Origin of the sequence: Nocardioides sp. dk884 (genome assembly GCF_009557055.1) — a bacterium.
In the GTDB taxonomy this organism is placed as follows: domain Bacteria; phylum Actinomycetota; class Actinomycetes; order Propionibacteriales; family Nocardioidaceae; genus Nocardioides.
This window is the reverse complement of record NZ_CP045649.1, coordinates 689,505-709,157: the sequence shown is the minus strand read 5'-3', so window position 1 is coordinate 709,157 and position 19,653 is coordinate 689,505. Positions and strand designations below refer to the sequence as shown.

At 73.1% G+C, this 19,653-nt stretch carries 19 protein-coding genes and 1 riboswitch; all 19 genes read right to left on the bottom strand.

Going from position 1 to position 19,653, the window contains the following annotated elements:
• Window positions 1-855: an FAD binding domain-containing protein gene (locus GFH29_RS03420; protein WP_153322054.1), complete on the bottom strand. Its 855-nt coding sequence runs from the start codon at window positions 853-855 to the stop codon at window positions 1-3.
• Window positions 852-3,350 (bottom strand): xanthine dehydrogenase family protein molybdopterin-binding subunit, encoded by a 2,499-nt coding sequence (locus GFH29_RS03415; protein ID WP_153322053.1) that lies wholly within the window; start codon window positions 3,348-3,350, stop codon window positions 852-854. The genes GFH29_RS03420 and GFH29_RS03415 overlap by 4 nt, the downstream gene beginning before the upstream one ends.
• Entirely contained in the window at window positions 3,347-3,871 is a 525-nt protein-coding gene (locus GFH29_RS03410) for a (2Fe-2S)-binding protein (RefSeq protein WP_153322052.1), read from the bottom strand. The genes GFH29_RS03415 and GFH29_RS03410 overlap by 4 nt, the downstream gene beginning before the upstream one ends.
• A 276-nt stretch (window positions 3,872-4,147) precedes the next feature.
• Window positions 4,148-5,371 (bottom strand): helix-turn-helix domain-containing protein, encoded by a 1,224-nt coding sequence (locus GFH29_RS03405; RefSeq protein ID WP_153322051.1) that lies wholly within the window; start codon window positions 5,369-5,371, stop codon window positions 4,148-4,150.
• A gap of 66 nt (window positions 5,372-5,437) precedes the next feature.
• The gene (locus GFH29_RS03400; protein WP_153322050.1) at window positions 5,438-6,532 is read right to left on the bottom strand and encodes an alpha/beta hydrolase family protein; all 1,095 of its coding nucleotides are present in this window, start codon (window positions 6,530-6,532) and stop codon (window positions 5,438-5,440) included.
• A 3-nt stretch (window positions 6,533-6,535) separates the two neighbouring features.
• Window positions 6,536-6,952, bottom strand: a complete 417-nt coding sequence (locus tag GFH29_RS03395; protein ID WP_153322049.1) for a LuxR family transcriptional regulator — start codon at window positions 6,950-6,952, stop codon at window positions 6,536-6,538.
• 32 nt (window positions 6,953-6,984) lie between these two features.
• A complete protein-coding gene (locus GFH29_RS03390; protein WP_153322048.1) occupies window positions 6,985-8,121 on the bottom strand; it encodes an XdhC family protein in 1,137 nt (378 codons plus the stop codon).
• Window positions 8,114-9,259: a vWA domain-containing protein gene (locus GFH29_RS03385; RefSeq protein WP_228387740.1), complete on the bottom strand. Its 1,146-nt coding sequence runs from the start codon at window positions 9,257-9,259 to the stop codon at window positions 8,114-8,116. The genes GFH29_RS03390 and GFH29_RS03385 overlap by 8 nt, the downstream gene beginning before the upstream one ends.
• Window positions 9,256-10,131 carry an AAA family ATPase gene (locus GFH29_RS03380; protein WP_153322047.1) on the bottom strand — a complete coding sequence of 292 codons (876 nt, stop codon included), beginning with the start codon at window positions 10,129-10,131 and terminating at the stop codon, window positions 9,256-9,258. The genes GFH29_RS03385 and GFH29_RS03380 overlap by 4 nt, the downstream gene beginning before the upstream one ends.
• 84 nt (window positions 10,132-10,215) lie before the next feature.
• Window positions 10,216-10,782 (bottom strand): nucleotidyltransferase family protein, encoded by a 567-nt coding sequence (locus tag GFH29_RS03375; protein WP_153322046.1) that lies wholly within the window; start codon window positions 10,780-10,782, stop codon window positions 10,216-10,218.
• 10 nt (window positions 10,783-10,792) lie between these two features.
• Window positions 10,793-11,437 (bottom strand): hypothetical protein, encoded by a 645-nt coding sequence (locus tag GFH29_RS03370; RefSeq protein WP_153322045.1) that lies wholly within the window; start codon window positions 11,435-11,437, stop codon window positions 10,793-10,795.
• The gene (locus tag GFH29_RS03365; RefSeq protein ID WP_194289575.1) at window positions 11,434-11,979 is read right to left on the bottom strand and encodes an RNA polymerase sigma factor; all 546 of its coding nucleotides are present in this window, start codon (window positions 11,977-11,979) and stop codon (window positions 11,434-11,436) included. The genes GFH29_RS03370 and GFH29_RS03365 overlap by 4 nt, the downstream gene beginning before the upstream one ends.
• Before the next feature lie 185 nt (window positions 11,980-12,164).
• Window positions 12,165-13,790, bottom strand: a complete 1,626-nt coding sequence (gene groL / locus GFH29_RS03360; RefSeq protein ID WP_153322043.1) for a chaperonin GroEL — start codon at window positions 13,788-13,790, stop codon at window positions 12,165-12,167.
• Between the two features lie 215 nt (window positions 13,791-14,005).
• Window positions 14,006-14,866 carry an ATP-grasp domain-containing protein gene (locus GFH29_RS03355; RefSeq protein WP_153322042.1) on the bottom strand — a complete coding sequence of 287 codons (861 nt, stop codon included), beginning with the start codon at window positions 14,864-14,866 and terminating at the stop codon, window positions 14,006-14,008.
• The gene (locus GFH29_RS03350) at window positions 14,863-15,324 is read right to left on the bottom strand and encodes an OsmC family protein (protein WP_228387739.1); all 462 of its coding nucleotides are present in this window, start codon (window positions 15,322-15,324) and stop codon (window positions 14,863-14,865) included. Before GFH29_RS03350 ends, GFH29_RS03355 begins: the two co-directional genes overlap by 4 nt.
• Window positions 15,325-15,358: 34 nt before the next feature.
• Entirely contained in the window at window positions 15,359-15,637 is a 279-nt protein-coding gene (locus GFH29_RS03345; protein WP_153322040.1) for a MoaD/ThiS family protein, read from the bottom strand.
• A gap of 34 nt (window positions 15,638-15,671) precedes the next feature.
• On the bottom strand, window positions 15,672-16,958 hold the full coding sequence (gene thrC / locus GFH29_RS03340; RefSeq protein WP_153322039.1) for a threonine synthase: 1,287 nt from the start codon (window positions 16,956-16,958) through the stop codon (window positions 15,672-15,674).
• 11 nt (window positions 16,959-16,969) lie between these two features.
• Window positions 16,970-17,110: riboswitch (SAM riboswitch) on the bottom strand.
• Window positions 17,111-17,304: 194 nt separating this feature from the next.
• Window positions 17,305-18,609, bottom strand: coding sequence for an HNH endonuclease signature motif containing protein (locus tag GFH29_RS03335; protein WP_153322038.1), 1,305 nt, complete (start codon window positions 18,607-18,609; stop codon window positions 17,305-17,307).
• 118 nt (window positions 18,610-18,727) lie between these two features.
• Window positions 18,728-19,585: a trehalose-phosphatase gene (gene otsB, locus GFH29_RS03330; RefSeq protein ID WP_153322037.1), complete on the bottom strand. Its 858-nt coding sequence runs from the start codon at window positions 19,583-19,585 to the stop codon at window positions 18,728-18,730.
• Window positions 19,586-19,653 lie beyond the last annotated feature (68 nt).

The window sequence follows — 19,653 nt, the reverse complement described above, 5'->3', positions numbered from 1 at the left end:
TCAGGCCCCCGCCGCGCTCAGCACGGCCCGCCGGGTCAGCACCGTGGCGAGGTGGCGCCGGTAGTCGGCGTCGCCGTTGAGGTCCGAGGGCGGGTTCGCCCCGTCGGCGGCCAGCGCCGCGGCGCGGCGTACCGCCTCCTCGGTGGCGGGCTGGCCGACCAGCGCGTCCTCGACAGCCCGGGCGCGCAGCGGGGTGCTGCCCATGTTGGTCAGCCCCACCCGTGCCTCGGCGATCGTGCCGCCCTCGGCGCGCACGGTCGCGGCGACCGCGACGATCGGCCACTGGTGGGCCACGCGCACGAACTTCTCGTAGTGCGCGCCCCAGCCGGTACGACGCGGGATCCGGATCTCGGTGAGGATCTCGTCCTCGGCCAGCGCGGTCTCGAAGAGGCCGACGAAGAAGTCGTCGGCGGCGATGGTTCGCTGCCCGCCCGGTCCGACCGCGACGAAGGTGGCTCCGAGTGCCAGCACCGGGGCGCCCAGGTCACCGGCCGGATCGGCGTGGGCCAGCGCCCCGCCGAAGGTGCCGCGGTGGCGCACCTGCGCGTCGGCGAGGTGCTCGATCGCGGCCGGCACCAGGGCGGCGTGGCGCGCCATCAGCGGGTCGGCGGCGACCACCGAGTGCGGCGTCATCGCGCCGACGACGAGGTCGTCGCCGTCCTCGCGGACCCCGCGCAGCGCGTCGATCCGGCCCAGGTCGATCACCATCTCCGGGGCGTTCAGCCGCATCCGCAGCACCGGCAGCAGCGACTGGCCGCCGGCCAGCACCTTGGCGTCGTCGCCGTGCTCGGCGAGCGCGGCGACGGCCTCCTCGACGGTGGTCGGGGCGAGGTAGTCGAACTGTGCGGGGATCATGCGTCGGTCCCTCCGGTCGTGCGGTCCACGGTGCCCTCCATGCCGGTCGAGGCGTCGAAGTGCGGAGCGGCGGCACCGGTGGTGCTCCCGCCCTTGTCGGTCCCCTGGATCGCGCGCCACACGCGCTCGGGGGTGCACGGCATCGCGACGTCGTGGACGCCGAAGGGGCGCAGCGCGTCGACGACGGCGTTGACCACGGCGGGGGTCGAGGCGATGGTGCCGGCCTCGCCCACGCCCTTGGTGCCGAGGGTGTTGGTCAGCGACGGGGTGGTGGTGTGGTCGACCTCGAAGCTGATCGTGTCGGCGGCCGTCGGCAGCAGGTAGTCCACGAACGAACCGGAGACAAGCGTCCCGGACTCGTCGTACACCGCCTCCTCCCACAGCGCCTGGGCGATGCCCTGGACCAGGCCGCCGTGCACCTGGCCGGCGACGATGAGCGGGTTGATGACGTTGCCGATGTCGTCGACGCAGACGTACTTGCGCATCTGCAGCGCGCCGGTCTCGGTGTCGATCTCCATCGCGCACAGGTGGGTGCCGTGCGGGTAGTTGAAGTTCACCGGGTCGAACGTCGCGTCGGAGTCGAGGCTCGCCTCCACCCCGTCGGGCAGGTTGTGCGCGGCGAAGACCGCGCTCGCGATCTCGGTGATCCCCAGCCCCTGGTCGGTGCCGCGCACGGTGAAGCGCCCGCCGCCGTACTCCAGGTCGTCGGCCGAGGCCTCCAGCAGATGGGCGGCGATCGGGCGGGCCTTGTCGATGACCTTGTCCACCGCCTTGACCAGCGCCTCGCCGCCGACGACGAGGGAGCGCGAGCCGTAGGTGTCCAGCCCCTTGTGGGCGATCGCGGTGTCGCCGTGCAGCACCTCGACGTCCTCGAACGGCACCCCGAGCCGGTCGGCGACGATCTGGCTGAACGCCGTCTCGTGGCCCTGCCCGTGGGCGCTGGCACCGGTGACCACCTCGACCGTGCCGGTGGCCAGCATCCGCACGCTCGCGTGCTCCCAGCCGCCGGCGCCGTAGTCGAGCGAGCCGAGCACCCGCGAGGGCGCCAGGCCGCACATCTCGGTGAACGTCGAGACGCCGATGCCGAGCTGCACCGGGTCGCCGGACTCGCGGCGGCGCTGCTGCTCGGCGCGCAGCTCGTCGTAGCCGAAGAGCTCCTTGGCCCGCGCCGTGGCCGCCTCGTAGTTGCCGGAGTCGTACTCCAGCCCGGCGACCGTGGTGAACGGGAACTCCTCGTGCTTGATCCAGTTCTGCTCGCGGATCGCCAGCGGGTCGACGCCCACCTCGGCGGCGAGCTCGTCCATCAGCCGCTCGATCGCGAACGTCGCCTCCGGGCGCCCCGCCCCGCGGTAGGCGTCGGTCCAGGTCTTGTTGGTGAGCACCGTCTGGACGCCGAAGTGGTAGGCCGGGAACTTGTAGATCGCGTTGAACATGAACGCACCGAGCACCGGTACGCCGCCGCCGACGAGCGAGACGTAGGCGCCGAGGTCGGCCAGCAGCTCGACCTTGAGGCCGGTGACGGTGCCGTCCTGGGTGGCGGCCAGGGTGAGCTTCTGCCACTGGTCGCGGCCGTGGTGCCCGGCGATCAGGGACTCGCTGCGGGTCTCGGTGTACTTCACCGGCCGCGAGAGCCGGCGGGCCACCGCGACGGTGATCCACTCCTCCGGGGTGGTCTGCAGCTTGCCGCCGAACCCGCCGCCCACGTCGGGGGCGATCACCCGCAGCTTGGACTCCGGGATGCCCGTGGTCGCGGCCAGCGCGAAGCGCAGGATGTGCGGGATCTGGGTCGCCGACCAGACGGTCAGCTGCTCCCCGGTCGGGTCGACGACCGTCGAGCGCGGCTCCATGAACGCAGGGATCAGGCGCTGCTGGCGGTACTCGCGCTCCAGCACGATGCCGTCGGCACGCGCCTGGCGGATCGCCTCCTCGACGTCGCCGCCGGTGCCGGCCTCGGCGGAGTCGAAGACCCAGTACGCCGACTTGTTGGTGCCGAGCTCGGGGTGCGCGAGGGCGCCGCCGTTGCTCGCGTCGGCCGCGGCCGCCTCCTTGAGGTCGAGGGCGGCCGGAAGCTCGTCGTACTCCACGTCGACGAGCTCGGCGGCGTCGCGCGCCTCCGCGGCGCTGCGCGCCACCACCACCGCGACGATCTCGCCGGCGAAGGCGACCCGGTCGATCGCGATCGGCAGGTGGGTGGGGGTCTTCTGGTCAGGGGTGATCGGCCAGGCGTTGATCAGCACGCCCTGGGTCTCGGCCAGGTCGGCGCCGCTGAGCACATCGACGACGTTGGTCGCGCCGCGCGCCGCCTCGGTGTCGACGCTGAGGATCCGGGCGTGCGCGAACGGGCTGCGCACCATCGCGAGGTGGAGCATCCCGGGCAGCACGATGTTGTCGGTCCAGCGGGTGCGCCCGGTGATCAGGCGCTGGTCCTCCTTGCGCCGGCGCTCCTTGCCGATCTCGCGCTCGCCCTGCTCGGGGCGGGTCTCGGTGGCGGTCACGACACACCTCCGGTCGGGGCCATCGGGGCGGTCGTGGCGTTCGTGGCGGCGGCCGGCGCCGCCATGGAGTCCGCGGCGTGCTGCACGGCGCGGACGATGTTGTGGTAGCCGGTGCAGCGGCACAGGTTGCCCTCGAGCCCGAGGCGGATCTCCTCCTCGCTGGGGCGCGGGTTCTCCTCCAGCAGGGCGACGCTCTGCATGATCATGCCCGGGGTGCAGAACCCGCACTGGAGGCCGTGGCACTCGCGGAACGACTCCTGCACGGGGTGCAGCTCACCGTCGCGCGCCAGGCCCTCGATCGTGGTGACCTCGGCCCCGTCGGCCTGCACCGCGAGCACGTTGCACGACTTCACGCTGGTGCCGTCGAGGTGCACGGTGCAGGCGCCGCAGTTGCTGGTGTCGCACCCGATGACGGTGCCGGTCTTCCCGAGGCGTTCGCGGAGGTACTGCACGAGCAGCATCCGGGGTTCGACGTCGTCGGCCACCTTCGCGCCGTCGACGGTGAGGCTGATCCGGGTCATGGGCTCTCCTGGGCAGGGGCAGCGGACGTGTGACGCCGCTCACGTTACGACCGCCGCGGTTGGCTGAAGGTTGGACCGCCGAGTCGGCGCGTGTGGTTGCGCGAGTTGGCGGGTCCATCGGCCGGGGCTTGCGGGCCGGCTGTGGGTGCACGTAACTGCGCAATTGCTGGGAAAAACACCCGCCTGCGGCCCGCGCCGGTGCTTTTCCGCGCAATTGCGCGGAAAAAACCCCTCGCCCGACGCAGGGATGGCAACGACGCCCTCCGGTCACCTCGGTCAGCCGCGTGCCACCGCGAGCCGCCCCTTCAGCAGGGGTACGGCGGGGTGCGCGCGGCCGGCGAGCGAGCGCAGGCACACCTCCAGCACCTCCGCGTCGTACGGCGCGTGCTCGCCGTAGCGCACCACCGCGTCGGGGTCCGGGTCGGCGAGCAGCGCCTCGCGCAGCGCGACCGCGACGTACTCCCCCAGCTCGCACAGCGCCGGGGAGTTCGTGCCGGGCAGCAGGTCGCCGCCGTACGCCTCGACGGCGTCGGCGACCCGGCCGCGGCGCAGCAGGGCGAGCACGTGGTCGACGTCGGTGGCCACCGGCATCAGCAGCCGGTAGGGCCGGGAGGAGAGCTGGCCGCCGAGCGCGGCGCGCAGGTGGGAGACCTCGGCCTTGAGCGTCGAGAACGTCACCGCCTGGTCGCCGTAGACCAGCGCGTGCAGCTGCTCCAGCGTCAGCCCCTCGGGGTGGATCGCGAGCAGCGCGAGGATCTCGGTCTGGCGGCGGTTGAGCAGCAGCCGCTGCCCGTCGAGACGGGACTCGGCGGTGCCGAGCAGCGTCATCACCAGGCCGGGGTCATGGGTCTGCTCGGGGCCGCCGGAGCCCGAGCGCGGCAGCGCGGTCTCGATCAGGCGGGCCATCACCCGCGCGGTCGCGAGCCCGATCGGGTGGCTGCGGTCCCAGGTCGTCGACAGGTCCAGGACGCCGAGGTGGGCGCCGGTCACCGGGTCGTGCAGCGGCGCGGCCCAGCACACCCAGTTGTGCACGATCGGCGCGTAGTGCTCGGCACTGAAGACCATCGCCGGCGCCGCGGTGCGGTTGGCGAGGTCGAGGGCGTTGGTGCCGACCGAGCGGTCGTCCCAGCGCCCGCCCGGCACGAAGTTCACCGACTCGGCCTTGCGCCGCATCACCCGCCCGCCGTAGGTCCACAGGATCCGGGTCTCGGGGTCGGTCACCGCGACCACGAGGTCGCCGTCGGCAGCGGTACGCCGCAGCTCCTCCTCCACCCGCTCCACCGCCACCTGCAGTGGCGAGTCGCGCCAGGACGCGGCGGTCTCGGACTCGTCAGCCAGCGGCGCCTCGGCCAGGTCGGGGGCCAGCGCGGCGCGCGAGCGGGTCCAGCTGGACAGGATCTCCGGGCGCACCAGCGGCGCCGCCTCGTCACCGCGCTCGACGAAGCGCACCCAGGCGCGCACCGCGTCCTGCCTGCGCGCCGCCAGGTCGGACCCCACCATGGCGGGGACGCTAGCACCGTGGTGAGCGGCGTCACAGGGGTTCGTGTGACAAGCCGCGGGGCGCGCTCACCGCGCACCCCCGAGCTCCCGGCGCAGGAAGTCCACGGTCGCGCGCATGGAGTCCTCGAAGCGCGGGCCGAAGGCGTGCCCCTCGCCCTCGTAGACCAACAGTCGACTGTCGACGCCGGCCTCGCGCAGCAGCCGCTGGGTCTCCCGCGACCAGGCGATCGGGCAGCTGTCGTCGAGGGTGCCGTGGTGGATCAGCACCGGCGCCTCGATGCGGTCGAAGTAGGTGCGCGCGGACAGCTCTCGATAGGGCCGGGGGTTGCGCTCCGGCGGGCCGCCGAGGCGCTCGAAGAGCACCTGGGCGTTGTCCGGACGCTCGGGGATCGTCCAGCGGCGCAGGTTGTCGGTGAAGGCCGAGCTCACCGGCGCGAAGACCACCGCCGCGTCCACCAGGTCGGGGTCGGCGACGAGCGCGTTGTAGGTGACCGCCCCGCCCATCGAGCGTCCGATCATCGCCAGCCGGTCGTCGTCGACGTAGGCCTCCCGGCGCAGCGCCCCGACCGCCCCGATCGCGTCGCGGGTGTAGACCAGCCGCGACTCCCGGCCCAGGTCGCTGACCGGGTCGGAGCCGGCGTGCCCGCGGTAGTCGGTGTGCAGCACGACGAACCCGTTGGCCGCCAGCCACTCCTGCTCGCGCGACATTCCGCGCCCCAGGGTGTAGATCGCGGGGTCGATGTAGCCGTGGTTGAGCACGACCGCGGGGAACGGCCCACGCCCGGTCGGCACCAGCAGCTCCCCGGAGACGGCGGCGCCGTCCACGGTGTAGGTCACCGACCAGCTGTTCCACGCCCCGGTGCCGCCGAGGGAGCCGGTACGCCGGATCCGGCCCGCCTCGACGTCCTCACGCATCAGCGCCGGCAGCGACATCGCGTCGCGGACCCGGGGCAGCGACTCCTCACCCGGAGCGACACCGGACGGCGCGCCGGCCGACGCCCCGGCGCCCCCGTCGGAGGGTCCCGCCTCCGGGGACCTGGCCGAGGCGGACCCGCTCGGCGTCGGCCGCGCGCCGGTGTCGCTCGGCGGCTCATCGCTGCACCCGGCCAGCGGTACGACGAGCAGCAGCGCCGCGGCTGCGATCGCTGCCCGGCGCACCATGGCTCAGACCGCCCCGGTCGCTCCGGTCGCGCCGGTCGCCGCCACCGGGCCGGTGGCCCGGGTCGCGTCGGTGGCCACCGTGAGCAGCACCGCGGCGTCCTCGAGGGCGGTCAGGTCGTGGCGGGCCTGCGGGATCACCACCAGCTCGCCGGCCGCGGCCTCCCAGGACTCCTCGGCGGCGTCGGCGGCGTCGACGGCGTCGACGGTGTGCAGGCGCACCCGGCCGCGCAGCACCAGCAGGGTGGCCTCGCCGGGCGCCTCGTGCTCGCCCAGCGCGTGGCCCTCGGCCAACGCGATCAAGGTCTGGCGCAGGTCGTGCTCCTGGCCGCCGAAGACGGTGGCCGCGCTGCGGCCGCTGGAGGCCTCCCGGGCGGTGGCGAGCTGGCTCTCGGCCAGGTCGGTCAGGGACGTCGCGTGCATGGCGTTCCTCGCTCCTCCCACCCGTGGGCGGGTCAGACGATCTCGGGCTCGTGCGCGTGGATGCGCCCCTGGGTGGTACCCAGCGGCTCGCCCGTGCCGCCCCAGCGCCCGGCGATGATCTCCGCGGCGATGCTGATCGCGGTCTCCTCCGGCGTCCGGGCGCCCAGGTCGAGCCCGATCGGGCTGCGCAACCGGGCCAGCTCGTGCTCGCCCAGCCCGGCCTCGCGCAGCCGCGCCAGCCGGTCCTCGTGGGTGCGCCGCGAGCCCATCGCCCCGACGTACGCCACGTCGGGCAGGCGCAGCGCCACCTCCAGGAGGGGTACGTCGAACTTCGGGTCGTGGGTGAGCACGGTGAGCACCGTGCGCCGGTCCACCCGGCCGGCCTCGACCTCGGCGGTGAGGTAGCGGTGCGGCCAGTCCACGACCACCTCGTCGGCCTCGGGGAACCGGCTCGCGGTGGCGAAGACGGGCCGGGCGTCGCAGACGGTGACGTGGTAGCCCAGGAAGCTGCCCACTCGGGCCACGGCGGCGGCGAAGTCGATCGCGCCGAAGACCAGCATCCGCGGCTTGGGGGCGAAGGCCCACACGAAGACCCGCATGCCCTCGCCCCGGCGCTCCCCGTCGGGACCGTAGCTGAGCGTCGCACTGTGCCCGGCCGCCAGCAGCCCGAGCGCGTCGTCGTGGACCGCGTCGTCGGCGCGCGGCGAGCCCAGGCCGGAGGCAGGCGCGACGTCCGGGCGCACCACCATGCGCCGCCCGAGCCACGCGGGGTCCGGGTGCTCGATCACCGTGGCCAGCGCGACCGGCCGGCCGGCGTCGATGTCGGCGGCCACCTCCTCCAGCTCCGGGAAGGTCTCGCGGCTCACCTTCTCGACGTAGACGTCGAGGATGCCGCCGCAGGTCAGCCCGACCGCGAACGCGTCGTCGTCGGAGACGCCGTAGCGCTCCAGCAGCGGATCGCCGGAGGCGACCACCGACTCGGCGAGCTCGTAGACCGCACCCTCCACGCAGCCGCCGGACACCGAGCCGACCGCCGAGCCGTCCGGGCCGACCAGCATCGAGGCGCCGGGCGGGCGCGGCGCGGAGCGGAAGGTCGCCACCACGGTGCCGACCCCGACGCTCTCGCCGGCGCGCCACCACTCGAGCAGCTGGGGCAGGACCTCACGCACGCGCGATCACCTCCATCAGTCGGGCGTAGGTCGCCAGGGAGTGCCCGGCGACGAAGTCGTCGACGTGCGGGAGCACGGCCAGCACCCCCCGCTGCACGGGCTCGTAGCCCTCCTTGCCCCGGTGCGGGTTCACCCACACGAGCCGGTGCGCGATGCGCTGGAGGCGGGCCACCTGCTCGGCCAGCAGCGAGGTGTCCCCGCGTTCCCAGCCGTCGCTGAAGATCACCACGACCGCGCCGCGCGCCATCCCGCGCTGGCCCCAACGGTCGGAGAACGCCTGGAGGGTCTCCCCCAGCCGGGTGCCGCCGGACCAGTCCGGCACCGACGCGCCCGCCGCGACCAGCGCCCGCTCGGGGTCGCGGGCGCCGAGGGCCCGGGTCAGGTGGGTCAGCCGGGTGCCGAGGGTGAAGGTCTCCACGCCGGGCAGCACGCAGGTCATCCGGTGCGCCAGGCGCAGCAGCGGGTCGGCGTACCCGCTCATCGAGCCGGAGACGTCGAGGAGCAGCACCACCCGGCGCGGGCGCACGCCCCGGCGCCGCCAGCGGATCTCCGCCGGCTCCCCCATCCGCCGCAGGCTGGCGCGCAGCGTCGCGGAGGCGTCGACGCGGCCGCGTGGGCCGGCGACGCGGCGCGGCGTACGCCGCAGCGGCGCGCGGACGGGCAGGTCGGCGAACATCGCGGCGAGCCGCTGCCGCTCGGCGGCGCTCATGGTGGCCACGTCGCGGTGGCGCAGCACCTCGGTGTCGCTGGCGGCGGCGCGCACCACGTCCTGCTCCTCGCCCCCGCCGGAGCCGTCGGCGTCGGTCGCGGGCAGCGCGGAGTACGTCGTGGTGGTCGTCGGCGTCGGCTGCGCCCGGGGCAGCTCGTGCGGCGAGCCGAACCACGCCTCGAAGACCTGGTCGTGGCGCAACAGGTCGTCGGGCGAGGCGCACAGCGTCGCCCGGCCCGCGGCGTACGTCGCGCGCCGGTCGCCGGCACCGACCAGGGCGACCGCGGCGAGGTAGCCCTGGGCCCGGTCCTGGCTGACCGCGACGCCCGCGGCACGCAGTGCCCAGGTGAACCCGAGCAGCACCTCGTCGCCGCCGCGGACCGGTCCCGCGGCGCCCGGGGGTCCGGAAGCGGCCAGCGTGGCGCTCACGGCCGCAGCATCCGGTCGAGCGCCTGGCGGACCCGCTCGCCGTCCTCGCGGTACTTCACCAGCGCGCCCAGCGTCGCGCTCGCGGTCGCGAGGTCGAGCTCGGTGGTGCCGAGGTGGTGCAGGGCGCGGGCCCAGTCGAGGGTCTCCGCGACGCCCGGCGGCTTCTGCAGCCCGCCCTCGGCGCGCAGCCCCTGGGTGACCGCGACCACCTGCTCGGTGAGCGCGGCGGAGATCTCGGGGGCGCGGGAGCGCACGATCGCCATCTCGCGCGCCGGCGCCGGGTGGTCGATCCAGTGGTAGAGGCAGCGCCGCTTCAGCGCGTCGTGCAGCTCGCGGGTGCGGTTGGAGGTCAGCACGACCACCGGCGGGGTGCTGGCGCGCACCGTCCCGAGCTCGGGGATCGTGACCTGGTAGGTCGAGAGCACTTCGAGCAGGAACGCCTCGAACTCGTCGTCGGCGCGGTCCACCTCATCGACCAGCAGCACCGCGGGCGCCTGCTGGAGCGCCGCGAGCACCGGGCGCGCGAGCAGGAACCGCTCGTCGTACAGGCTCTTCTCGGCCTCGGTCACGTCGTTCGTGCCGCCCGCGGCCTCCAGGGCGCGCAGGTGCAGGATCTGGCGGGGGAAGTCCCAGTCGTAGAGCGCCTGGGTGGCGTCGATGCCCTCGTAGCACTGCAGCCGCACCAGCGGCAGCCCCAGGCCCGCCGCGATCGCCTCCGCGAGCGCGGTCTTGCCGGTGCCGGGCTCGCCCTCGAGCAGCAGCGGGCGCTGCATGCGCAGCGCCAGGAACGTCACCGTGGCGAGGCCCTCGTCGCTGAGGTAGCCCGTCTCCTCGAGGCGGGCGGCGATCTCAGCGGCAGAGGTCGGCTCCATGGGCCCAGGCTACTGACGTCGGCGTTGGTCGGTGGTTGGCAGCACTTCACAACCTCGGCGGCGCCGGTTGGGCGGGCCGGGCACCTACTGCGGGCGGTCCACGTCGCGGCCGGTAGCCAGGTCACCGCACTCGACCCCGCGCGCGCCGTGCTCAGCGAGGTAGCCGCGCGCCCCGGCGTCCCCGGTCGCCTCCGCGAGCACCCCGACCCAGTGGCCGCGCCCGATCAGCACCGGGTGCCCCGGCCTGCTGTCGTACGTCGCGCGCACGAGCGCGGCCTCGCCGGCGTCCTGTGCCCCGGCGGCGACCCGGCGCACGACGTCGGCGGTGAGGTCGGGCAGGTCGACGAGGCTCACCAGCGCCGCCTCGGCCGGCCCCGGCTCGAGGGCCCGCAGACCGGCGCGCAGCGAGGCGGCCATCCCGTCGGCCCAGTCCGGCGCCACGACGACCTCGGCGGCCGTGCCGGCGAGCAGCTCGCGTGCCTCGGCGGCGCCCGCGCCCAGCACGACCGTGACCTCCGCGCAGCCGCCGGCGCGCAGCAGATCCACCGCCCGCACCACCCAGGGCTCGCCGTCGGGGTGGCGCACGAGCGCCTTCGGCATCCCCATCCGGCGCCCGGCCCCGGCGGCGAGCAGCAGCCCGTGCACCCTCACCGCGGCGGCCTCAGGAGCCGAACGCGGCGACGTACAGCTCCTGCAGGTTCTGGCTCACCGGGCCGCTCAGCCCGCACAGGCTCACCCGCCCGTCGCTCGCGGAGACCAGGTAGCGCTCGCCCTCCTCGAACGGGACCGCCTGGAGCAGTCCGCTCAGCTCCTGCGGCGGCCCCTGCACCTCCACGAGCTCGGAGGGCTTCCCGGCGTAGAACAAGCTCGGCACGAGCACCACGACGTCGTCGGCGACCTCCTGCACGGTGCCCTCGAAGGCGACCTGCTGCTGGGCGAGCATCGCCGCGGTGGGCACGCCGCAGCGCGCGTCGGGGGCCGACGCGGCCAGCGTGGTCACCGGGGCGGTCTCGTCGGTGGGCTCGATGCTCTCCTGCGCGACCGGCACGCCCGCCTCGTCCTCGTCGTTGATCAGCACGAACGCGCCGGCGCCGCCGATCACGACGAGCGCGGCGGCGGCCACCAGCCAGGTCAGGGTGCTGCGGTTGCGGGTGCCGTCCTGGCGGGTCTCGGTCAGGGGGTCGTCGCTCATCGTGATCTCCATCAGACGGGCCACCCGGGAGGGGTCGGCCGGCGGGAGGGAGGCAGCGGGGTCGGCGCCGCGAAGCAGGTCACGCAGGCGCTCGTCATCGGGCCGATCGTTCATCGCTTCCTCCCCTCTCTCGACTCCTCATGTCCGGCAAGCCCCTCGCTCTTTCCCAGCTCTCCCAATTCTTCGCGCAGTCGCTGCCTCGCCCGGTGCAGGCGGATCGAGGCGGCGTTGGCGCTGATCCCGAGCACCTGCGCGATCTCCGCCGCGCCCAGCTGCTCCCACGCCCACAGCCGCAGCAGCTCGGCGTCGTCGGGACGCAGCCGCGCGAGCGCGCGAGTGACCGGGTCATCGGCGCTGTCACCGGGGCCGGGGCTGATGGAGGCCGGCGGGTCGAGGACGGCCACCTTCGCCGCCACCCGGCGTTGCCGGCGGCCGGCGCGCTCGGCGTTGGCCAGGCAGTGCTTCGCCACGCCGTACGCCCACGGCAGCGGGTCCTGCGGCAGCTGCTCGAGGCGGCGCCAGCAGACCAGCAATGTGTCGGCCAGGACGTCGTCCGCCGTGGCCGGGTCGGTACGCCGGATCAGGAAGCGCCGCAACGGGTCGATCATCGGCGGCACCAGCTGCTCGAACCGCCTGCGTCGCGCCGCGTCGTTCACGTCTTCACCCTCACACAGCCCCGCAGGCGTCCCGGTCCGCCCGTCCATCTCGTGGTACCCGACCGGCGCCGGGCTAGCGCCACAAGCGACGACTCGGCGCACCATTGGCGCCGACTCGGCGAGGAAATGCAACGAGGCCCCCGCCGCAGCGGGGGCCTCGTCGTTGGTGCGGGGTGGGGCTGGACTCAGAAGTCCATGCCGCCCATGCCACCGGACGGGTCGGGCATGGCCCCGGCCTTCTCCGGCTTGTCGGCCACGACGGCCTCGGTGGTGAGGAACAGCGCGGCGATCGACGCGGCGTTCTGCAGCGCCGAGCGGGTCACCTTGGCGGGGTCGATGATGCCGGCAGCCAGCATGTCGACGTACTCGCCGGTGGCCGCGTTGAGGCCGTGACCGGGCTCCAGGTTGCGGACCTTCTCCGCCACGACGCCGCCCTCGAGGCCGGCGTTGATGGCGATCTGCTTCAGCGGGGCCTCGGTCGCGACGCGGACGATGTTCGCGCCGGTGGCCTCGTCGCCGGTGAGCTCGAGCTTGTCGAACGCGGTCGCAGCGGCCTGCACCAGGGCGACGCCACCGCCGGCGACGATGCCCTCCTCGACGGCAGCCTTCGCGTTGCGAACGGCGTCCTCGATGCGGTGCTTGCGCTCCTTGAGCTCGACCTCGGTGGCCGCGCCGACCTTGATGACGGCCACGCCGCCGGCCAGCTTGGCGAGGCGCTCCTGGAGCTTCTCGCGGTCGTAGTCGGAGTCCGACTTCTCGATCTCGGCGCGGATCTGGTTGACCCGGCCCTCGATCTGGGCCTGGTCTCCGGCACCCTCGACGATGGTGGTCTCGTCCTTGGTGATGACGACCTTGCGGGCCTGGCCGAGCAGGGTGACGTCGGTGGTCTCGAGCTTGAGGCCGACCTCCTCGGAGATGACCTGGCCGCCGGTGAGGATCGCGATGTCCTGCAGCATGGCCTTGCGGCGGTCGCCGAAGCCGGGAGCCTTGACCGCGACGGAGCGGAAGGTGCCCTTGATCTTGTTCACGACCAGGGTCGACAGCGCCTCGCCGTCGACGTCCTCGGCGATGATGACCAGCGGCTTGCCGGACTGCATGACCTTCTCGAGCAGCGGCAGAAGGTCCTTGACGCTGGAGATCTTCGAGTTGGCGATGAGGATGTAGGGGTCCTCGAGGACCGTCTCCATGCGCTCGGTGTCGGTGACGAAGTAGGCCGAGATGTAGCCCTTGTCGAACCGCATGCCCTCGGTCAGCTCGAGGTCGAGGCCGAAGGTGTTCGACTCCTCGACGGTGATGACACCTTCCTTGCCGACCTTGTCCATCGCCTCGGCGATGATGCCGCCGACGGTGGTGTCAGCAGCGGAGATCGAGGCGGTGGAGGCGATCTCCTCCTTGGTCTCGATGTCCTTGGCCATCGCGAGCAGCTGGGTGGAGACAGCCTCGACGGCCGCCTCGATGCCGCGCTTGAGGCCCATCGGGTTCGCACCCGCGGCCACGTTGCGCAGACCCTCGCGGACCATCGCCTGAGCGAGGACGGTCGCGGTGGTGGTGCCGTCGCCCGCGACGTCGTCGGTCTTCTTGGCGACCTCCTTGACGAGCTCGGCACCGATCTTCTCGTAGGGGTCCTCGAGCTCGATCTCCTTGGCGATGCTCACACCATCGTTGGTGATGGTGGGCGCGCCCCACTTCTTCTCGAGAACGACGTTGCGACCCTTGGGACCGAGGGTGACCTTGACGGCGTCAGCGAGCGTGTTCATGCCACGCTCGAGGCCGCGTCGGGCCTCCTCGTTGAAGGCAATAAGCTTCGGCATAACTCCTGGGATCCTTAACGATTGGAGTTCTGGGGGCCGGTCGATGGGCTGCCCGCGACGGACGGCCTGCGCGGCTCGGCGAACCCTTCTCGCCGGCGCGTCGACCTCAGCTGGCATCGAACCGGTGTTGTCACTCTCATCATAAGAGTGCCAGCCCCATGTTTAGCACTCGCCCCATGCGAGTGCAAGAAGTTCGGGGCTCCCGTACGTCGCGCTCAGACGAGGTGCCGGGCCACCAGGTCGGCGAACCGGCCGGCGGTGGCGGGCTCGACGTCGAGGTAGAGACCGGGCTCGATCAGCTCCAGCTCGCTCACCACCCAGCGCCCCTCCCACCGCATCAGGTCGACGCGGGCGTAGGTGAGGTCCGCCCCGGTCAGCCCGGCCGCGGCCCGGACGGCGTCCTCGGCGAGGACCGCCTGCTCCTCGCCCAGCGCGACGGCGCGCGAGGTGCCGCCGTACAGCTCGTGCACGCGGATCTCGGCGCCGTCGGCGCCGGCGACCGACTTGTCCACCTGGCTGACGGCCCCGCCGCCGAGGACGAACACCGAGACCTCCCCGGTGGTGCGTACCGACTCCACGAGCGGCTGGACCACCCAGGGCGCCGAGGTCAGGCCCTCGAGCCGCGCGTCGGCCAGCGACTCCGCGACCACCACCCCGACCCCGCCGGCCCCGGTCCGCGGCTTGATCACCACGCTCCCCCAGCGCGCGAGGGCAGCCTCCAGCCCGGCGACGAGCGTGGCGTCGTCGAGCAGCCCGGTCGGGACCGTGGGCACCAGGTCGGCGAGCTCGGTCAGGTAGGCCTTGTCGGCGTTCCAGGCGAAGGCCTCGGGGCCGTTGAGAAGCGGCGTCGAGACCGAGGTGCGCCGCGCCCAGGCCAGGAACTCCTCGGCACGCCGGTGGTAGTCCCAGGTGGAGCGCACCGCCACCAACCGCGCGCCCGCCCAGTCGACGTCCGGGTCGTCCCAGCACGCCCAGGCCGCGTCGACGCCACGCTCGGCGAGGGCGCTCACCAGCAGGTCGCCGCCGGGCTCGCCGTCGGGCATCAGGGCGAAGGTCGCGAGCAGCACGTCGGTCATCTCGCGAGGACCACCGGCTCGTGGGTGACGGGGAAGCTCACCGACGCGGCGATGAAGCAGTTCGCCGACGCCTCGCGGTGGATCTCCCGGGCGAGCGCGACCTGGTCGGGATCGGTGATCGTGACCTGGGGGCGCAGCACCACGGAGGTGAACCGGCCGCCCTGGCCGACCTGCTCCATGGTGCCGACGGGCGCGTCGGCGTAGCCGGTGACCACGATGCCGTGCTGCACCGCGGAGTGCAGGTAGGACAGCAGGTGGCACTGGCTCAGCGCCGCGAGCAGCAGCTCCTCGGGGTTCCAGCGCGAGCCGTCGCCGCGGAACGGGACATCGGCGGAGCCGGCCAGGTCCGGCTTGCCGTCGGCGCGGACCAGGACGTCGCGGCCGTAGTCGCGATAGCCGCTCGTCCCGGAGCCGCGGTTGCCCTGCCAGGTCAGGTCGAGGCGGTAGTGGTGCTCCACGTCGCCCAGCCTAGGGCCGGGCGGCGCCGGTGGCTCAGCAGCCGCCGGCGACGGCCGGGATCACCGAGACCTGGGCGCCGTCCGGCGTCGGGGTGGCCAGGTCGTCGAGGAAGCGGACGTCCTCGTTGCCGACGTAGACGTTGACGAAGCGGCGCAGCGCGCCGTTGTCGTCGAGGATGCGGCCCTTGATGCCGGCGAAGTTGGCCTCGAGGTCGTCGAGGACCTCGGCCAGGGTCGCGCCGGTGGCGCTCACCTCGGACTCGCCGCCGGTGTAGGTGCGCAGGATGGTCGGGATCCGGACGGAAATGCTCACGGGAGGCTCCTGGAGTGCGGGTGCTGGGGGTGGCTCAGACGATGCCGGAGTCGCGGAACGCGGCGTAGTTCGGCTCGATCGTCGCGCGCGCGCCGACCACGTCGGCCACCGCGTCGAGGGTCTTCAGGCCGTGGCCGGTGTTGATGACGACCGTCTCCAGGCTGGTGTCGAGCTGGCCGGTCTCGACGAGCTTCTTGAGCACACCGACCGTGGTGCCGCCGGCGGTCTCGGTGAAGACGCCCTCGGTGCGGGCGAGCAGCACGATCGCGTCGCGCACCTCGTCGTCGGTGATGTCCTCGACCGCTCCCCCGGTCTGGCGGCACACGTCGAGGACGTAGATGCCGTCGGCGGGGTTGCCGATCGCGAGGCTCTTGGCGATGGTGTCCGGCTTGACCGGACGGATCGCGTCGACGCCGGCCTTGTAGGCGACCGAGACCGGCGAGCAGCCGGTGGCCTGGGCGCCGTACACCTTGTAGGGCTTGTCCTCGACCAGGCCGAGCTTGATCAGCTCCTGGAAGGCCTTGTGCACCTTGGTCAGCTGCGAGCCGGACGCCACCGGGATGACGATCTGGTCGGGCAGGCGCCAGCCGAGCTGCTCGGCGATCTCGTACCCGAGGGTCTTGGAGCCCTCGGCGTAGTACGGACGGACGTTGACGTTGACGAACGCCCAGCCGTCCTCCTCGCCCGCGATCTCGCTGGCGAGCTTGTTGACGTCGTCGTAGTTGCCGTTCACGGCGACGAGGGAGTCGGTGTAGATCGCGGAGTTGATCTGCTTGGGCTTCTCGAGGTTGCTCGGGATGAAGACGACCGTCTTGATCCCGGCGCGCGCACCCGCCGCGGCCACCGCGTTGGCGAGGTTGCCGGTCGAGGGGCAGGCGAAGACCTTGCTGCCGAACTCGCGGGCCGCGCTCAGGGCGCAGGCGACGACGCGGTCCTTGAAGGAGTTGGTGGGGTTGGTGCTGTCGTCCTTGACCCACAGGTTGTCGATGCCGAGGGCACGACCGAGGTTGTCGGCCTTGAGCAGCCGGGTGAAGCCGGGCTCCATGTTGGGGCTGGACTCGATGTCGCTCGGCACCGGGAGGAGCGCCTTGTAGCGCCAGATGTTGGCCGGACCGGCCTCGATCTGCTCGCGGGTGACGGCGGGGAAGTCGTAGGCGATCTCCAGGGGGCCGAAGCACTCCGGACACGCGTAGTGGGGCCCGAGGGCGACCTGGTGGCCGCACTCACGACAGCTCAGCCCGGTGGCGTGACCGAACGCGCCATCGCGCAGCTCGTGGGCCGGGGTGGCGACCTGGGTCGACTCGGAAACAACGGCGCTCATGAAGGACCTCCTTCTCATCTTCTCCGGCTGCGACCATCGCGCCGGACGGAATTGGCACCGTTTCCACGATCCGATCCCTGGCGGGAGGCGGAGGCTCGTGGCGGTTGCCGGGACTTCTTCGGGCCGTATCCCTCTGTCCCTCTTGATGAGCAGGGCTCACCTTACGGGCCCCGTTTCAGCACCTGGGCACCGGTCCCGGAATGTGGACCCAGGGTGCTGGTCGCGGGCGCCACGGGGGCCGAGCCGGCGCCACCGGTCGAACGGAGACCCGTTGGTCGAGCTCGTCGAAACCAGGCAGCGGTGCGGCCCCGCCGACTGGCTGCTGGCGGGGTCCGGGGCGGTCGATCTACTCGTCCGGCGGGTGCGCGGTGACGAGGCGGGTGGTGCCGTCGTCCTTGACCAGGTGGAGCCCGTGGGGCGATCGCCAGAGGTAGGTCGCGGCGTCGGTCTTGTCGTAGGTCCACGCGGTGTGGGTCTTGGCCCGATGGTGTCGTCGGCACAGCGGCGCCAGGTTGCACGCGCAGGTCGGGCCGCCTGATCCGTGGGCGGTGACGTGGTCGGTGTCGCAGCGTCGGGCGGGGCGTTCGCACCACGGGAAGGCACAGACCGGCTGGGCCAGACGGGTCTGCTCGACGATCCGGTCCGGGATGGCGTAGGCGTCGGTGTGGTGATGAGCCTCGAGATCGATCACCGGCTTGATCACGACCTGGGTCTCGGGGTTGGCGCACCAGTCACGGACCTGGTCGGTCGACACGATGGACCGGGTCTCCTCGACCTTCGCGATCCCGGCCTCGTCGCGGGAGATCGCGGCGGCGGACAGGTGCACGTGGATGACCACCTGCCGCGGCTTCACCACCGAGGCGCAGCCCCCACCCGCCTCGGCGCGCAGGTCGAAGGCCAGCTGCCGGCGGGCAAGCTCACCGGCGGCCATCGAACGGCGCACGTCCAACGATTCGGTGGAGCCAAGGGCCCCGAGCTCCTCCGCGCCCTGCCGGATCGCGGTGTCGAGGTCGATCGCGTCGGCGAGGTCGAGGACCCCCTCGACGTGCACGGTCCCGTCGTGGGTGGCCCCGTCGGTGCGCACGTCGAACCGGCGCCCGTCGGCCGCCTCACGGCGCTGCTTCTCCGCACCCTCGGGGTCGAACATCACGCGGGCCTGGTCGACGAGTCGCTCGATCCCGGCCCAGCTGATCTTCCCGACAAAGGCGACCAGCTGACGGTCCACGAACTCCGCCCCGTCCAACGGCAGGGTGGTCGTCAGCTGCGCGAGCCGGCGAGCCTTCCACAGCGGCACCTTGCCGACGCGGACCAGCTTCCAGGTGCGCTTGAGGCGGTGCGCCAGCTCCAGCGCATCACCGACCAGCGACCGGGCGGAGTCGGTGGACATGCCCAGCGCGGCACCGAACTCCATCGGCGCGAACTCCGCCACCAGCGGCGCCCCCTCCCCAGCGAGCGGGACGGCCAGCTCGCCGAAGACCAGCCCGGTCGTCGGCGCCGCGTCGGCGACGGACTCTTCCGGGTGCATCGCCGCCCACACCAGAGCGGCCTCTAAGACGTCGATCTCGGCCCGCTGGGCCGCAGCCCGACGGCGCTGCGCGAACGCCAGCACGGCGGCTGGGGTGTCGCAGTCGGGGAGCTCGGAGTCGGCCATGCCTCAGTCTACTCGAACGCACGTTCGAGGGAAAGTGCTTGGGAGGAACCCGAAGGTAAAGACTTCCGGGCCGCGGCGGCGCCGTCCGGGAGCCGGTCTCGACGAGCTCGACCGACCCTCAGGCGTCCACGTGCGCGTGGGTGGCGCGGATGTCGGCGGTGAGCTGGCGCAGCAGGTCGACGACTCCCTCGGGGCCGTGGACGACGATGTCGGCGCGCGCCATCAGCGCGCTCTCCTCCTCGGAGGCCGAGCAGACCAGCAGGGTGGGCATCCCGGCGTCGGCCAACGCGCACACGGCGTCGAAGGCCTCGAGGTCGCCGAGGTCGTCGCCGGCGAAGAGGAAGGCACCGGCGTCGACCTCCTTGACGAGGGTGTCGACGGCCTTGCCCTTGTCCATGCCGGGGGCGCGCACCTCGATGACGTGGCGGCCGGGCTCGACGCTGAGCTCGTTGCGGGCGGCGAGGTCGCGCAGCACCGGCAGCAGCCGGTCGAACGCCGCCTCGGCGTCCGGGAGCCGGCGGGTGTGCACGGCGTGCGCGAGTCCCTTGTCCTCGACCCAGGCGTCCTGGGTGCCGGTCTCGCGCAGCGCGCGCGGCAGGTCGCGCAGGAACGTCGCCAGGCCGTGCGGCGGACGCGGGGAGACGATGCGCCGGCGCGTGGAGCTCCACCGCTCGTTGCCGTACTGACCGAAGAGGAAGAGCTCGCGGCCGGTCTCGCCGATCGCGTTGCCGACCTCCTCGAGACCGCCGAGGTCGAGGGCCTGGCGGGCTGGGCGGCCGGTGACGACGGCGATCGCGGCGACCTCGGCAGCGAGGTCGACCAGCACCTGGCCGGCCTCGGGGTGGATGTGTGCCTGCTCCGGGTCGTCGACGATGGGAGACAGGGTGCCGTCGAAGTCGCAGGCGACGACCGCACGATGCGCGGCCCGCACGAACTCGGCGTACTTCTGCTCCCCCGCGGGCGAGGTGAACTCCATGCTTCCAGCCTCCCACGCCCATCCGCGTCATGCGGTGCGGTGATGCTCACACCCGGGCCATCGGCCCG

Bases quoted from the DNA above. Each gene is read 5' to 3' on its own strand.
- GFH29_RS03420 (WP_153322054.1), bottom strand. From the start codon at position 855: ATGATCCCCGCACAGTTCGACTACCTCGCCCCGACCACCGTCGAGGAG.
- GFH29_RS03410 (WP_153322052.1), bottom strand. From the start codon at position 3,871: ATGACCCGGATCAGCCTCACCGTCGACGGCGCGAAGGTGGCCGACGAC.
- GFH29_RS03405 (WP_153322051.1), bottom strand. From the start codon at position 5,371: ATGGTGGGGTCCGACCTGGCGGCGCGCAGGCAGGACGCGGTGCGCGCC.
- GFH29_RS03400 (WP_153322050.1), bottom strand. From the start codon at position 6,532: ATGGTGCGCCGGGCAGCGATCGCAGCCGCGGCGCTGCTGCTCGTCGTA.
- GFH29_RS03395 (WP_153322049.1), bottom strand. From the start codon at position 6,952: ATGCACGCGACGTCCCTGACCGACCTGGCCGAGAGCCAGCTCGCCACC.
- GFH29_RS03380 (WP_153322047.1), bottom strand. From the start codon at position 10,131: ATGGAGCCGACCTCTGCCGCTGAGATCGCCGCCCGCCTCGAGGAGACG.
- GFH29_RS03370 (WP_153322045.1), bottom strand. From the start codon at position 11,437: ATGAACGATCGGCCCGATGACGAGCGCCTGCGTGACCTGCTTCGCGGC.
- groL (WP_153322043.1), bottom strand. From the start codon at position 13,790: ATGCCGAAGCTTATTGCCTTCAACGAGGAGGCCCGACGCGGCCTCGAG.
- GFH29_RS03355 (WP_153322042.1), bottom strand. From the start codon at position 14,866: ATGACCGACGTGCTGCTCGCGACCTTCGCCCTGATGCCCGACGGCGAG.
- thrC (WP_153322039.1), bottom strand. From the start codon at position 16,958: ATGAGCGCCGTTGTTTCCGAGTCGACCCAGGTCGCCACCCCGGCCCAC.
- GFH29_RS03335 (WP_153322038.1), bottom strand. From the start codon at position 18,609: ATGGCCGACTCCGAGCTCCCCGACTGCGACACCCCAGCCGCCGTGCTG.
- otsB (WP_153322037.1), bottom strand. From the start codon at position 19,585: ATGGAGTTCACCTCGCCCGCGGGGGAGCAGAAGTACGCCGAGTTCGTG.